At 71.8% G+C, this 14,085-nt stretch carries 13 protein-coding genes; 6 read left to right on the forward strand and 7 right to left on the reverse strand.

Going from position 1 to position 14,085, the window contains the following annotated elements:
* Positions 1–78 precede the first annotated feature (78 nt).
* Positions 79–645, reverse strand: coding sequence for a hypothetical protein (locus tag AC5P1B_RS18490; protein WP_493888376.1), 567 nt, complete (start codon positions 643–645; stop codon positions 79–81).
* A gap of 301 nt (positions 646–946) precedes the next feature.
* Positions 947–1,840: a 16S rRNA (cytidine(1402)-2'-O)-methyltransferase gene (gene rsmI / locus AC5P1B_RS18495; protein ID WP_493888435.1), complete on the reverse strand. Its 894-nt coding sequence runs from the start codon at positions 1,838–1,840 to the stop codon at positions 947–949.
* Positions 1,841–1,952: 112 nt separating this feature from the next.
* On the opposite strand from rsmI, the gene AC5P1B_RS18500 reads away from it, so the two are divergent.
* The gene (locus tag AC5P1B_RS18500) at positions 1,953–3,719 is read left to right on the forward strand and encodes a dolichyl-phosphate-mannose--protein mannosyltransferase (RefSeq protein ID WP_493888377.1); all 1,767 of its coding nucleotides are present in this window, start codon (positions 1,953–1,955) and stop codon (positions 3,717–3,719) included.
* A gap of 395 nt (positions 3,720–4,114) precedes the next feature.
* Entirely contained in the window at positions 4,115–5,767 is a 1,653-nt protein-coding gene (locus tag AC5P1B_RS18505) for a penicillin-binding transpeptidase domain-containing protein (protein ID WP_493888378.1), read from the forward strand.
* Between the two features lie 127 nt (positions 5,768–5,894).
* Here AC5P1B_RS18505 and AC5P1B_RS18510 read toward each other — a convergent pair whose 3' ends face one another.
* On the reverse strand, positions 5,895–6,341 hold the full coding sequence (locus AC5P1B_RS18510) for an ATP-binding protein (protein WP_493888379.1): 447 nt from the start codon (positions 6,339–6,341) through the stop codon (positions 5,895–5,897).
* Between the two features lie 141 nt (positions 6,342–6,482).
* On the opposite strand from AC5P1B_RS18510, the gene AC5P1B_RS18515 reads away from it, so the two are divergent.
* The 3 genes from AC5P1B_RS18515 to AC5P1B_RS18525 all read left to right on the forward strand — a co-directional run bounded on the left by AC5P1B_RS18515 (position 6,483) and on the right by AC5P1B_RS18525 (position 8,511).
* Positions 6,483–7,334, forward strand: a complete 852-nt coding sequence (locus tag AC5P1B_RS18515) for a helix-turn-helix domain-containing protein (protein ID WP_493888380.1) — start codon at positions 6,483–6,485, stop codon at positions 7,332–7,334.
* An 11-nt stretch (positions 7,335–7,345) separates the two neighbouring features.
* On the forward strand, positions 7,346–7,549 hold the full coding sequence (locus tag AC5P1B_RS18520) for a DUF397 domain-containing protein (protein WP_493888381.1): 204 nt from the start codon (positions 7,346–7,348) through the stop codon (positions 7,547–7,549).
* Between the two features lie 110 nt (positions 7,550–7,659).
* Positions 7,660–8,511 carry an EamA family transporter gene (locus tag AC5P1B_RS18525; protein WP_493888382.1) on the forward strand — a complete coding sequence of 284 codons (852 nt, stop codon included), beginning with the start codon at positions 7,660–7,662 and terminating at the stop codon, positions 8,509–8,511.
* Between the two features lie 94 nt (positions 8,512–8,605).
* Here the strand turns inward: AC5P1B_RS18525 and AC5P1B_RS18530 are convergent, their stop codons facing one another.
* Positions 8,606–9,388: an SDR family NAD(P)-dependent oxidoreductase gene (locus AC5P1B_RS18530; protein WP_493888383.1), complete on the reverse strand. Its 783-nt coding sequence runs from the start codon at positions 9,386–9,388 to the stop codon at positions 8,606–8,608.
* Between the two features lie 136 nt (positions 9,389–9,524).
* Positions 9,525–10,781: an MFS transporter gene (locus tag AC5P1B_RS18535; protein ID WP_493888384.1), complete on the reverse strand. Its 1,257-nt coding sequence runs from the start codon at positions 10,779–10,781 to the stop codon at positions 9,525–9,527.
* 94 nt (positions 10,782–10,875) lie between these two features.
* Between AC5P1B_RS18535 and AC5P1B_RS18540 the strand changes: the two genes are divergently transcribed.
* Entirely contained in the window at positions 10,876–11,256 is a 381-nt protein-coding gene (locus tag AC5P1B_RS18540; RefSeq protein ID WP_493888385.1) for an ArsR/SmtB family transcription factor, read from the forward strand.
* Positions 11,257–11,591: 335 nt separating this feature from the next.
* Here the strand turns inward: AC5P1B_RS18540 and AC5P1B_RS18545 are convergent, their stop codons facing one another.
* Together AC5P1B_RS18545 and AC5P1B_RS18550 are read right to left on the reverse strand one after the other, a co-directional pair.
* Positions 11,592–12,956 (reverse strand): serine hydrolase domain-containing protein, encoded by a 1,365-nt coding sequence (locus AC5P1B_RS18545; protein ID WP_493888386.1) that lies wholly within the window; start codon positions 12,954–12,956, stop codon positions 11,592–11,594.
* A 265-nt stretch (positions 12,957–13,221) separates the two neighbouring features.
* Positions 13,222–14,019, reverse strand: coding sequence for an energy-coupling factor ABC transporter ATP-binding protein (locus AC5P1B_RS18550; protein ID WP_493888436.1), 798 nt, complete (start codon positions 14,017–14,019; stop codon positions 13,222–13,224).
* Positions 14,020–14,085: the final 66 nt, after the last annotated feature.

The raw sequence follows: 14,085 nt of genomic DNA on the forward strand, positions 1-14,085 counted from the left end.
AAGCACCGCCATGGACGACGTACGGGCGACGTACGGACGACGTACGGGCTGGGCGGTGACCGGCTGCGGCGGGCTCGCTCACTTGCGGTGGAACGGATGCAGCAGGTCGGCGAGGTGCCAGTGGTGTCCGTGCCCCTTGGTGGGCGGCCCGGCGGGGGGCTCGGTCAGCGGCCCTGGCTCCGTACCGGCCGCCGTACCGGCGCTGGGCGCGGGCTGCCCGGAGGACTCGGCGGGCTCGCGGGTCGCCCCGGTGCGCTGCTTGGGCGGGTGCCGGTCCTGGCGCGGCCGCCGCATGTCGTCCCATGCCGAGGAGACCGAGGAGACCTGACCCGAGCGCATGATGCGGACCAGGTGCGCGTCGCAGTTGAGGCAGGTGGGGTGGGTGAGTGGGGAGGGCACGCGTTCACCGTTCGCGTGGTACGTGACGTACGCCCGCCCCAGGGCATCCACGTGGTGTTCGATGTCGTACGCCTGCTCCCAGCCGTACCCGCACCGCATGCACGCGAACGCGTACGCCTCATGCACGACGGGGTCGGCGGCTGGACCGCCGCGGGCCAGCGCCTGGGTTCGGGCCAGCGCCTGCGACTGTGCTAGCGCCTGGGCTATGGAGTGGATACCGCTGGAGGTTCCCGCGGTCTCGCTCATGGCAGCTCCTCTTGTCCGCTGGACAAGCCTTCCGGGACTGGACGTCCCACAACCCAGTGGACGCCTTTCCCGGCGGGGGCGCAGTAGCCGTTCCCACTCCTTGGGCCAGATTTGGCCACCTCATACGGAAAGGACCCGGTTACGCGACCTAAGCTTTGCCTTTCACGATAGTCCTTTACCTTCCAATGGTCCCGTCCGCTCGGCGCTCTTCGCGCTCCGCACCCGGCCCTTCACCCAGCGCGTCCCACGGCCCGCACCGCACCCGCGCGCAGCACCTCCCACGTCCTCGCCACCGACGCGGTCACGCCCCTGCGGCCTTCCCGCCCTGCTCGGCCTTCTGCTGTGCCTTCTGCTCGTTCTTCACGGCCACCACCGCGTCGAAGACCTCGCGCTTCGGCAGCCCGGCCTCCGCCGCGACCGCGGCGATGGCCTCCTTACGGCGCTCCCCCGCCTCTTCCTCCCTGACCGCGACCCGGCGGGCCAGCTCCCCGGGGGTGAGGTCCTGCGGGCCGGGGGCCGGGGCGCCCTCCACGACGATGGTGATCTCGCCCCGCACGCCGTCGGCGGCCCACGCCGCCAGCTCCGCCAGCGGGCCGCGCTTGACCTCCTCGTAGGTCTTCGTCAGCTCGCGGCACACGGCGGCCCTGCGTTCCGTGCCGAACACCTCGGCCATCGCGGCGAGGGTGTCCGCCAGCCGGTGCGGCGCCTCGAAGTACACCAGCGTCCTGCGTTCACCCGCGACGTCCCGCAGGCGGCTGAGCCGTTCGCCCGCCTTGCGCGGCGGGAAGCCCTCGAAGCAGAACCGGTCCACGGGCAGCCCCGAGAGGGCGAGGGCGGTGAGCACCGCCGAGGGCCCGGGGACGGCGGTGACGGTGATGCCGCGTTCGACGGCGGCGGCCACCAGCCGGTATCCGGGGTCGGAGACCGACGGCATGCCCGCGTCGGTCACCAGCAGCACCCGCTTGCCGCCCTCCAACGCCTCGACCAGTTCCGGCGTACGGGCCGACTCGTTGCCTTCGAAGTACGACACGACCCGGCCCGTGGTCTGGACGTCCAGGGCTTGGGTGAGACGGCGCAGCCGCCGGGTGTCCTCGGCCGCGATCACCTCGGCCGCCGCGAGTTCGGAGGCCAGCCGGGGTGGCGCGTCGGCGGTGTCGCCGATGGGGGTCCCTGCGAGTACGAGCGTTCCAGTCACCGTTCCAGTCACGGGGCCATCCTCGCAGCCGCCGGGTATGACATCCGCCGCACGGCGGGCCGTGGGGCGCCGTACTCGCGACTCGCTCGAATGTGTTCCCTACGATGGCGCGGTGACCAGTGACACCGCGACCCATGCCCAGCAGGGCCAAGGCGCCGATCAGCAGCCGCTGACCTGGCAGCTGCGGCTGCGCCGTTTCGGCTATGCGGACCGGGCGCGGACCGACGCCCGCGACCGGCTGGTGCCGCCCTACCCACAGCCGGGCACCCGGTTGTGGACCGCGCTCGGGATGAGCCCGGTGGCGGCGGACCGGCTGGCTCGCTGGGCGGGCTGGGGTGGCCCGCTGCTGGTCGCGCTGCTCGCCGGGCTGGTCCGGTTCTGGCGGCTTGGCAGTCCGAACGCGGTGATATTCGACGAGACGTACTACGCCAAGGACGCCTGGTCGCTGCTCCAGTTCGGCTATGAGGGGACCTGGCAGAAGGACGCCAACGACCGCGTCCTCGACTCCCCGCCGAGCATCCCGCTGAGCGACGCCCCCTCGTATGTGGTGCATCCGCCGGTCGGGAAATGGGTCATCGCGCTCGGCGAGCACTTCTTCGGTCTGGAACCGTTCGGCTGGCGCTTCATGGTCGCCGCGCTCGGCACGCTCTCCGTGCTGATGCTGTGCCGCATCGGGCGGCGGCTGTTCCGCTCCACCGTCCTCGGCTGTCTGGCGGGCGGGCTGCTCGCTGTGGACGGACTGCACTTCGTCATGAGCCGCACCGCGCTGCTCGACCTCGTGCTGATGTTCTTCATCCTGGCCGCCTTCGGCTGTCTGGTCGTCGACAGGGACCACGCGCGGGCCCGGCTCGCCGCCGCGCTGCCGGTCGGCACCGACGGTCTGGCGCGGTCCGACGCCGGGGTCGCCGGACAGCTGGGGCTGGGCTGGCGGCCGTGGCGGATCGCCGCGGGCGTCTGCCTCGGCCTGGCCTGCGGCACCAAGTGGAACGGTGCCTATGTGCTGGCGGCGTTCGGCCTGATGGCGGTCCTGTGGGACGTCGGCGCCCGCCGCACGGCAGGCGCCCACCACCCTTACCGCACCGCCCTGCGCCGCGACATGCCGTGGGCGTTCCTCTCGACGGTGCCGGTGGCGCTCGGCGTGTACATCGCGTCCTGGGCGGGCTGGTTCAAGAGCAGCGGCTCGTACAGCGAGCAGCGCGGCTGGGAGCACAGCGGCTACTTCCGGCACTGGGCCGAGAGCGACGGCGACTACCCCGACGACGGGGCGCTGTCCTGGATGCTGAACCCGCTGCGCAGCCTGTGGCATTACGAGAAGGAGGTCTACGACTTCCACGTCGGCCTCGACTCACCTCACACGTACCAGTCGAACCCGTGGAGCTGGCTGGTCCAGTCCCGCCCGGTGTCGTACTTCTACGAGTCACCCAAGCCCGGCAAGGACGGCTGCCCCGCCGACGCCGGGGAGAAATGCGCCCGCGAAGTCCTGGCGCTCGGCACCCCGCTGCTGTGGTGGGCGGCGTGCTTCGCGCTGGTGTACTGCCTCTACCGCTGGGGCCTGCGCCGCGACTGGCGCGCCGGTGCCATCCTGTGCGGCACCGCCGCCGGACTCGTGCCCTGGTTCGCGTACCAGGACCGCACGATCTTCTCCTTCTACGCGGTCGTCTTCGTGCCGTTCCTCTGTCTGGCCGTCGCCATGATGATCGGCGCCATCGCCGGGCCCCCGGGCTCCTCGGAACGCCGCAGAGTCCCCGGCGCGGTGGGCGCGGGCGCCCTCGTGCTGCTGATCGTGTGGAACTTCATCTACTTCTTCCCGATCTACACCGGGCAGGCGATCCCCATCGACGCCTGGCGGGACCGGATGTGGCTGGACACGTGGATTTAGCAGGACGGTGACGGGCACAGCGCCCTTCCCCCCAGGCCGTCGTCGCGACTCCGCGCGACGCTTGCTCCAACTGCCGGACCACGCCTGCCCCCCCCGATGTCTTCCCGCACGTCATCCCGGGTGCGGAAGAACACCGCAGCGGTTACGGGGCGTCCCTCGAAGGGGTGAATCCGACGGGATTCGAGGCCGTCACAGCGGCCTACCGCCTAAGCGATGCCGTAGCCGGTCGCCAGGGTGCCCATCCGGCGCCCGCTGATCTCCCGTACGCGGACACGTCCGGCTTCCCCGGCAAGGGGGAGGCGGGAGGCAAAGGCGTACGAAGACTCCCGGTAGAGTGCCCCGCGCCGCCCCCTTCATCATCTGTTGAAGGGTTCGAGGAACTGTGGGGGTTCTCTATGCGGAGTGGTGCGAAGGCCGCCGTCATCGGTGGGGTGTTCGTGGCGATGGTCGGCGCGGCCGGATACGGCGCGTACAGCCTCACGTCGGACGACGACCCAGGCAACGACAGCACAGTCTCCAGCTCGAAGACCGACAGCACGCCCGGTGAGAAGGCCCCGGTCAAGACGGGGCCGCCGAGCGCCGCCGAGATCAAGGCCACGTCCAAGGACTTCCTCGCGGCGTGGGCGAAGGGTGAGGCGGACGAGGCCGCCGCTCTCACCGACGACAAGAAGGCCGCCGGTTCCGCGCTGACCGGCTACCGCAAGAAGGCGCACGTCGAGAAGGTCACGCTGACGCCCGGGCAGCGCGCCGGGGCGAAGGTCCCCTTCCGCGTCAGCTCCGAGATCGCGCACAAGGGGCGGCGCACCACCTGGACCTACGACTCCGCGCTGACGGTGACGCGGGAGCCCACGACGGGCAAGGCCGTGGTCGACTGGAAGCCGGCCGTGGTGTACCCGAAACTCAAGGCCGGGGACACGCTGCTCACCGGCGCGGCGAAGAAGCCGCCGATCAAGGCGGTGGACCGCAACGGCAAGGAGCTGCGTCCCGCCGACCACCCCACCCTGAAGGTGGTGCTCTCCGGGCTGCGCGAGAAGTACGGCACGAAGGCGGGCGGCAAGCCCGGCGTGGAGCTGTACATCGACCGGGCAGGGAAGGACGCCACCGACGAGACGCTGAAGGTGCTCTCCAAGGGCAAGCCCGGCACGCTGCGCACAACGCTCGACTCCACGCTGCAGACCGCCGCCGAACGACAGGTCGCGAAGAAGCCGAAGGCTTCTGTGGTGATGCTCAAGCCCAGCACCGGTGAGATCCTCGCCGTCGCCAACTCCCCCGCCGAGGGCTTCAACACCGCCCTCCAGGGTTCGCTCGCCCCCGGCTCCACCATGAAGGTCGTGACCGCCGCCACCCTCATGGACAAGGGTCTCGCCGCTTACGGCAAGCCGCACCCGTGCCCCAAGTACGCCTCGTACGGGGGCTGGAAGTTCCAGAACCTCGACAAGTTCGAGATCCAGGGCGGCACCTTCGCCGAGAGCTTCAAGCGCTCCTGCAACACGGCGTTCATCACGCAGGCCGGGAAGCTCTCCGATGACGCCCTGACCAAGGAGGCCAGCGAGGTCTTCGGGCTCGGCCTCAACTGGCAGACGGGCGTGCCCACCTTCGACGGCGGGGTGCCGGTGCAGCAGGACGCCAGCAAGGCCGCCTCGCTCATCGGCCAGGGCGGCGTCCGGATGAACCCGCTCACCATGGCGTCCGTCTCCGCCACCGCGAGCACCGGTACGTTCCGGCAGCCGGTCATCGTCGCGCCCAGCCTGGACAACCGCCCGCTCGCGAAGGCCAGCCGGACGATGAAGCCCAGCACGGCCAAGCAGCTCCGCGACCTGATGCGGCTCACCGCGACCTCGGGCACGGCCGCCGAGGCCATGTCGGGCGTCAGCGGCGACATCGGTGCGAAGACCGGCTCCGCCGAGGTCGACGGCCAGAAGCAGCCCAACGGCTGGTTCACCGCGTACCGGGGCGACGTGGCGGCGGCGGCCGTGGTCCCCCAGGGCGGCCACGGCGGCTCGTCGGCGGGCCCGCTCGTCGCCTCCCTGTTGCGTGCGGCAGGCTGACGCCGGTCCACCGAAGTGACGCGAGGGCGCGGGGACTTGTTCCCCGCGCCCTCGCGTTTGCCCGTCTCCCGGGCCCCCGGGCCCCCGGGCCCCCGGGCCCCGGGCCCTCGGCTCTCCCGGCGACGGATCACGGCGCGTCGCGCCAGCGGTTCCCCACCTCGAACCAGATCGACTTCCCGCCGAGCCCGAACAGTTCGTCACCGATCGCGCAACCACCCCACTTGTCGGCACACACGTCGATGAGCCCGAGCCCGAGCCCGTCCTCGGCGTCGAGCCGGTCGGCCCAACCCGGGTCCAGCGACGGCAACTCGGGGTTGGTGTCCCAGACACTGACCCGCACACTTCCCTCCCCGTTCCGCGTCACGCGCAGCGACGCCGGGCCGTCGGCGTGCTGAGCGGAGTTGCTGACCAACTCGGACGCCAACAGCTCGGTCGTATCGGCGAGTTCGTACGCGCCATGCGCTTCAAGGATCACCCGAAGCGTGCGCCGGGCGACGCTCGGGGCGAGCGCGTGGGGGGCGAACTGGAGGGTGTAGTCCCAGTCTTCGGACGCCAGATGCGGGTAGGGGCTCACGCGCGCCTCCGTAGTGTGAGTGACGTAGTACACACCGTAGCGCCGCTGGGAAGACTAGTGCTACCACTTCGGAAATACCCGTCCGACTAGACCCTGTGGGTAATTGGCAGCACACTGTGCGTGGTCAACGAGGGAGGACCCATGCCGCCTAGAAGCATTCCGACAACCCGACAGCTCCGCCTGGGCTTTGAGCTACGTAAGCTGCGTGAACGCGCTGGGTTGACCGCCACAGAGGCCGCCACCCTCTTGGGTACCGAGCGGCCGAAAATCAGCAACATCGAGACCGGGCGCTTCGGGGTGAGCGCCGCTCGGGTGCGCAGACTCGCCAGTCACTACGACTGCTCGGACGCCAACTTGATCGAGGCTCTCGTCGGCATGACCGGCGAGCGAAAACGCCAGTGGTGGGAGGAGTACCGGGAAATCCTGCCCGCAGCTCTACTGGACCTCGCGGAGCTCGAACACCATGCCACCGCCCTGCGCTCCACCCAGATCATGCATTTGCCAGGCCTACTCCAGACCGTCGATCACGCGCGCGTGCTCTTCGATCAATCGGTGCCCCCGCTCCCGCCACCCGACGTGGAGCACCGAGTGTCCCATCGCATCAAGCGCCAGGCCGTCCTCTTCCGCGAGTCCCCATCTCCGTATACAGCGGTCATCCACGAGGCCGCGCTGCGGATGCAATTCGGCGGTAAGGCAATCACCCGCGCGCAGCTGCGGCACATCCTCGACATGAGCGAGCACGACCACATCATGGTCCTGGTCATCCCATTCGCCGCAGGAGCCATCCCCGGCTCGGGCCAGTCCGTGCTCTACGCAACAGGTCCGGTTCCTCAACTCGACACCGTGCAGCTCGACAGCGAGCATGGCAGCGTGTTCCTCGACGCGGACGCCCAACTGAGGCGGTACCGCATCTTCATGGATCGCATGGTGAAGGCGGCACTCAAGCCGGACCAGTCCCGCGACTTCATTCACAGCATCGCCCGAGATCTCTGAAAGGCAGAGAGTTGTCCAGCCTCGATTGGCAGAAATCCTCCTTCAGTCAGGAAGGAAACAACTGCCTCAACCTGGCCGCCACACCCGACGGCACCCTCCACCTCCGCGAAAGCGACGACCCCGGGGTGATCGTCCACACCACACCCACCCAACTCGCGGCGTTCATCCGGGCGGCCAAGGCAGGCGCGTTCGACCGTTTCGGTGCGGCGGGGTGACGCACGCCTCACCGTGTTGGCTATACAACTTGAGTTACCGTGGGGTGCATGATCGCACCCATACCTGGTACGGAGAGTGAGAAGGCCGGGGTCATGCGCGGGCTGCGCGCATGACCCCGCTGGTCGCCGGGGCCGTGTTCGCCGCCGCCGTCACCCACGCGGGCTGGAACGCCATGGCCCACGGCTTCAAGGACAAGCTGCTGGCCTTCACGCTGGTGTCCGGCGGCGGGGCGGTGTGCGGGCTGGGGATCGTGGCGTTCGCCCCGGTGCCCGACGGGGACGCCTGGCCGTATCTCATCGCCTCCGCCCTTCTGCACGTGCTCTACCAGGCGCTGCTCATGCGCTCGTTCCAGCTCGGCGACTTCGGGCAGATGTACCCGATCGCGCGCGGCACGGCACCGCTGGTGGTGACGGTGCTCGCCGCTGTCTTCGTCCACGAGACGCCCGACGGCTGGCAGACGGCGGGCGTCGTCGTGGCGTCGGCCGGGCTGGTCGGCATCGCGCTGTGGGGCATCAGGGGCTCCGGGGCGCGCCCGCACTGGCCCGCCATCCTCGCCGCGCTCGCGACGGGCCTGTCGATCGCCGCGTACACCGTGGTGGACGGGGTGGGCGTACGGGCCTCCGGTACCTCCCTCGGATACATCGGCTGGCTGATGATCCTGGAGGGCCTGGCGATCCCCGCGTACGCGCTCGCCACCCGGCGCGGTGAACTCGCCCGCCAGCTGCGGCCGCTCGCGGTGCGCGGGCTGACGGGCGGTGTGCTGTCGGTCCTCGCGTACGGGCTGGTGCTGTGGGCCCAGACGCGGGCGCCGCTGGCGCCGGTCGCCGCGCTGCGCGAGTCGAGCATCATCGTCGGCGCGGCGATCGGCGCGGTGTTCTTCAAGGAGCGGTTCGGGATGGCGAGGATCGCGGCGGCGGGTCTGATGGTCGCGGGCATCGGGCTGATGCTGCACGCGGGCTGACACACCCGCCCGGTCCCGGGCCGGAGCGCGGGGCCCGCGCGGTTCGTACCCGCCGGGCGGGGTCCGTCGCCCCCCGCCTCGGGACGTGACGGGCTCAGTCGCCCCGCAAGGCGTCACGGAGGCCGATGTTGCTGATCAGGAGACCGCCGTCCACCGGCAGCGAGACGCCCGTGATCCAGGCGGCGTCGCGTGAGGCGAGGAAGGTGATGGCGGCGGCGATGTCCTCCGGCTCGCCGACCCGGCCCAGGGGGTAGAGCGACCCGGCGCGGCGCAGCGCGTCCTCGCGGCCGTCCCAGTTGGGGGTGCGGACCGTGCCGGGGGCGACGAGGTTGACGCGTACGCCGCGTGGGGCGGCGTGACCGGCCAGGGTGCGGGTCAGGCTCGCCAGTCCGGCCTTGGCGGCGCTGTAGGCGTGGTTGCCGAAGTCCTGTTCGCCGTTGACCGAGCCGACGCTGACGATGGAGCCCCGGCCTCCGGCCTTGGCAAGGTGCGGGAGGGCGGCCCTGGCGCAGCGGAACGCGCCGCTCAGCGTGATGTCGAGGTCCCGCTGCCAGTGCGCGTCCGGCTCTTCCTCGAAGAGGCCGCTGTCGGGGTGGCAGGACAGGGCGTTGTTGACCAGGACGTCCAGCCCGCCGAACGTCTCGGCCGCGTGCGTCACCGCCGCCTCCACCGCCGCCCGGTCGCCGACGTCGCAGGCCAGCGACTCGGCCGCGCCGCCCGCCGCGCGGATCTCGGCGGCGGCCCGCCCGGCCCGCGCGCCGTCGAGGTCGGTGAGCAGCACGCGCGCGCCCTCGTCGGCGAAGCGGCGGGCGGTGACCTCACCGATGCCACGGCCCGCGCCGGTGATCAGTACGCCATAGCCTTCGAACCGTCGCATCCGCGTGCCCCTCTTCGCCGTTGATCATGCGTGGGAGCAGCGTAGGCGGCGGGGGCGGGCGCCATAAGGGAACGACGGCTTGAAGAGAACGACGGCTTCAAGGGAACGACGGCTTGAAGGGAACGGCTGCCTCGGCTCAGCGGAGTTCCGGCACCCGGTGGCGAGTGGCGACGACGACGAGACCGCCGAGGACCGCGAGGGCGGCGAGGGTCGCGGCGAAGACGGTCGCCCCGGTCGTCAGCCCCAGGGCGTCGCTGAGATAGCCCGCCGACACCGGCAGCAGCCCGGCGAACACGTATCCGCCGATGCTGAACGCCGCGTTGGCCTCGGCCAGGTGCCGCGCCGGGATGGCGGAGTTGAGCAGCGACAGGCCGCCGAGCTGGCCCATGCCCTGACCCGCTCCCGCCAGGACGGCGGAGGTGATGAGCGCCGGAACCGACGCGGTGTGCACCGCGACGACGAGTGCGGCCATGCTCGCCGTGGTACTGGCGGCCCCGGCCATGAGGATCGCGCGCCCGCGCAGACGCTGGACCGCGAACTGCACGGCGGTGGCGGCGGCGAACATCACGAAGGCCGTGCTTCCCGCGACCACCCGGCTGGAGGTGTCCAGCAGGTCCGACAGCAAGGACGGGCCGAGCGACAGCACGAAGGAGGTGGCGGTGATGCCCGGCGCGAACACGGCGATTCCCAGCACGAGCCGCATGCCGGTTCCGCGCGGTACGCCCGGCACGCGCACCCAGGCGTCCGCGGGACGCGCGGCGGGACGCCGTACCGGCATGCGCCAGGTGACGAGGCCCGCCGTGGCCAACAAGGCCAGCTCCACGAGGAAGACGGTGCTGGTGGGCGCCGGCAGTGCCTCGGACAGCACACCCGCGAGGAACGGGCCGAGGCCCGCCCCGAAGACCATCGCACACGAGGCGAGCAGGGCCGCCAGCCGCCTGCGGTGTTGTCCCGCCACATCCGTCACCGCGGCCATCCCGGCGGAGACGACCGCCCCGACCGCGATTCCGGTGAACAGCCGCGCGGCGACGAGCGCGGCCACCGTCGTCGCGGTCGCGAAGACGCCGCAGGCCACTGCCGCCAGGGCGAGCGCGGGCAGCAGCACCGGTTTGCGGCCAAGACGGTCGGAGACCACGCCGCACACCAGCAGGGAGCCCAGCAGTCCGACGATGTACGACGCGAAGATCACGGTCAGCGTGCCCTGGGAGAAGCCGATGTCGCGCTGCCAGAGCGCGTACAGCGGCGTGGCCGCGTTCGACAGGATGAACACGACGGTCACTGGCCACGCCGCCAGCCACACCCACCACGTGGGTGCCACCGCGAGGCCGTCGCCTCCCTCCGGCAGCCGTATCGCGCGCACCGTATCCACCGATGTCGTTCCGCTTTCGGGCATGGTCTTCCTTCCGCCAGACTCCTGTACGAGATAACTCGAACTTAGCAGGCTGTACGATAGAAGTCGTACAAGGATGCCGCGAGGAGGACCGCTCATGCCGTCGACCACACAGCCGGGCTTCACCGCCCCTGCGGTGCCAGAGCCGCCGGGGCTGCCGGAGCCCCTGCCGGAGCCGGCCGTCGAGGAGCTGCGCCTGGAGACGGTGCTGGGCGCCCTGAGCGACCCGCTGAGGCTGGGGATCGTACGCAAACTCCTCCTGGAACGGGAGGAGTTCGACCACCCGTGCGGCTGGTTCGGGCTGGACCGTCCGAAGTCCTCGCTCACCCACCACTTCCGGTCGCTGCGGGAAGCGGGTGTCATCCGGCAGCGCCAGTACGGTCTGGAACGGCGGAGCCATGTGCGCGCGGACGACCTCGAAGCCCGCTTCCCCGGCCTGCTGAATCTGGTCATGGCCTGGTCGCCGGAGACGGCCTGAACCTGCCGAGCCGGGCCCCCGCCGCAACGGGGACCCGGCTCACAGGGGTGGGTCGGCAGGGGGCTCGGGGCGCGACTCAGCGCGGGACGCGACTCCAGCTCCCGTCCTTCGCGCCGTCGCAGGTCCGCCGCGCCGGTTGCGTGCCCTTCGTGGCGGCGGAGCCAAGGCCCGGACCGGCGCGTCAACTCCCGCCCACCAGAAGGATTACGGGTCCCCGCCCCCGTAAAGCTGCTGCGGCTGCCCGCCACCGCCCCGCAGGGAAGGCCACCGTTCAGGGCGGGCGCCGTTCAGCGCAGGCGCCATTCAGCACAGGCACCTGTCAGGGAGACCGCCGTTCAGCGCAGGCAGCCCGCGAGGGCACGGACCAGTGCCTGGGCGCGGGGATCGGCGGTCACGTTCTTCTGCATGCCGTTGGTGACGTAACCGAAGCCGATGCCCGACTCGGGGTCGGCGAAGGCGAGGGAGCCGCCGCGCCCGGGGTGCCCGAACGAGCCCGGCGCGAGCAGCGGGGACGCCGGGCCGTGCAGCATGTAGCCCAGCCCGAAACGGGTGTTGACCACGAGGACCTGGTCAGGCCCAGCCGACTCCTCCGTACGGGCCAGGGTGAGCGTCGCCGGTGCGAACAGGCGCCGGCCGCCCCGGCCGTCAAGCCCGCGGCTGTCCAGCTTCGGGGTGTCGAGACCGCGCGCCGTGGACTCGTCCGGCACCTCGCCGACCAGCGCGGCGTAGAAGCGCGCGAGGGCGCGCGCGGTGGCGACGCCGCCCGAGGCGGGGAGTTCGGCGGCGCGGTACGCGGGATCGTTCTCGTCCGGCAGCGGGTGGATGGCGCCGAAGGCGCGCCTGGTCAGCGAGTGCGGGTCCTTGTACGCGGCGGACACCGAGCGCTTGGGACGGACCCGCAGGCCCTGCGCCGCGGGCGGGACCGGCGTCTCGACGGTGCCGATCCTGCCGACCCGGCCGAGCTCCGCCTCGGGCAGTCCGATCCACAGATCGAGGCCGAGCGGGTGGGCTATCTCATCGGCGACCCAGGCACCGATGGTGCGGCCGGTCACCCGGCGCACCAGCTCGCTCAGCAGCCAGCTGTAGGTCTGCGCGTGGTAACCGTGGGCGGTGCCGGGTGCCCACGCGGGCGCCTGGGCGGCGACCGCCCGGGGCCCGCTGACCGCGTCGATCGCCTCGGCCGGGCTGAGCGGGGTGTCCAGCACGGGCACTCCGGCCCGGTGCGACAGCAGCTGCCGTACGAGGACGCGTTCCTTGCCGTTCGCCTTGAACTCCGGCCAGTACGTCCCGACCGGCGCGTCGAGGTCGACCAGCCCGCGCTGATGCAGCAGGAGCGGCACGGCGGCGGCGACGCCCTTGGTCGCCGACCGTACGACCTGGGCGGTGTCGGCCGTCCAGGGCGCCCCGGCAGCTTGGTCCTCGCCTGCGACGCCTTCGGCGCCTGTGATGCTTTCGAGGCCGGGCGCGTGACCGCTGTGCGCGCCGCGCGAGTGGCTGCCTCCGGCGCCGCGCGGGTGGCTGTCGGCGCTCAGCGGGACGCGGTCGGCGTCCTTGGTGCCGCCCCACAGGTCGATGACCTTGCGGCCGTCCCGGTAGACGGTGAGGGCGGCGCCGCGCTCACCACGCCGCGCGAAGTTGGCTGCGAAGGCGTCCCGGACCGGTTCGAAACCGTCCGCCACCGTGCCCTGGACGTCCACCACTGTTGCCTACTCCCACGTTCCGTTTCGCCGCGCTGTGCACCCTCCATGGTGCAATGCGCGCCGTGCGCGTCTTATGCCGGGGCCCTGCGAGGGCCCCGGGAGCGAGGTGGCTCACGGGACCGGGACCGCCGGGACCCGCCTCGCGGCTCTCCCCGGCCCACCGCCGACCGGTGCCGACCGGTGCCCGACCGGTTTGTCCCGAACGCCTGGCGGGGCGCGCTCGCAGGACCGCAGGGGGGCGTGAGGGTCAGGTGCGGCCCCGCCGTCAGCCGGTCGGCGCGGGCACCGAGCGCGGGTCGAAGCCGAACGGCAGCTCCAGCCGGTGCGCCCGCATCAGCTCCGCGTCGCAGAGCAGGTCCCGGGTGCCGCCGTCCGCGACGATCACGCCGTCGCTGAGCACCACGGAGCGCGGGCACAGCTCCAGCGCGTACGGCAGGTCGTGGGTCACCATCAGCACCGTGACGTCCAGGGCGCGCAGGATGTCGGCGAGTTCACGGCGCGCGGCCGGGTCGAGGTTGGAGGACGGTTCGTCGAGGACCAGGATCTCCGGTTCCATGGCGAGCACCGTGGCGACGGCGACGCGGCGCCGCTGGCCGAAGGACAGGTGGTGCGGCGGGCGGTCGCCGTACTCCCCCATCCCCACCTGGTCCAGGGCCGCGCGCACCCGGGCCTCCAGCTCGGGGCCGCGCAGCCCGGCGGCGGCAGGACCGAACGCGACGTCCTCCCGCACCGTCGGCATGAACAACTGGTCGTCCGGGTCCTGGAAGACGATGCCGACCCGGCGGCGGATCTCCGCGAGGTCGCGCTTGGCGACCGGCAGCCCCGCGACGTGCACGGTGCCCGCTCCCGCGCTCAGGATGCCGTTGAGGTGCAGTACGAGGGTGGTCTTGCCCGCCCCGTTGGGACCGAGCAGCGCCACGCGCTCACCACGCGCCACCGTCAGGTCGACGCCGAAGAGGGCCTGGTAGCCGTCGGGGTAGGCGTACGCGAGGCCGCGCACGGCGAGCGAGGGCGCGGCGGGCGGGGCATCGGCGAGTGGAGCCTCGGCAGCCGCGCGGCTCATGCCACGGCCGGTGCCGGTGCTGGTGCTGGTGCCGTCGTCGGCGGCGGAAGCGGCGGGGGCGGTGTC

It is taken from the genome of Streptomyces sp. A01 (genome assembly GCF_059026195.1).

Coding starts and splice junctions, on each gene's coding strand:
- AC5P1B_RS18540 (WP_493888385.1), top strand. CDS start 10,876: ATGCCGTCGACCACACAGCCGGGCTTCACCGCCCCTGCGGTGCCAGAG.
- AC5P1B_RS18505 (WP_493888378.1), top strand. CDS start 4,115: ATGCGGAGTGGTGCGAAGGCCGCCGTCATCGGTGGGGTGTTCGTGGCG.
- AC5P1B_RS18525 (WP_493888382.1), top strand. CDS start 7,660: ATGACCCCGCTGGTCGCCGGGGCCGTGTTCGCCGCCGCCGTCACCCAC.
- AC5P1B_RS18490 (WP_493888376.1), bottom strand. CDS start 645: ATGAGCGAGACCGCGGGAACCTCCAGCGGTATCCACTCCATAGCCCAG.
- AC5P1B_RS18550 (WP_493888436.1), bottom strand. CDS start 14,019: ATGAGCCGCGCGGCTGCCGAGGCTCCACTCGCCGATGCCCCGCCCGCC.
- AC5P1B_RS18530 (WP_493888383.1), bottom strand. CDS start 9,388: ATGCGACGGTTCGAAGGCTATGGCGTACTGATCACCGGCGCGGGCCGT.
- AC5P1B_RS18535 (WP_493888384.1), bottom strand. CDS start 10,781: ATGCCCGAAAGCGGAACGACATCGGTGGATACGGTGCGCGCGATACGG.
- AC5P1B_RS18515 (WP_493888380.1), top strand. CDS start 6,483: ATGCCGCCTAGAAGCATTCCGACAACCCGACAGCTCCGCCTGGGCTTT.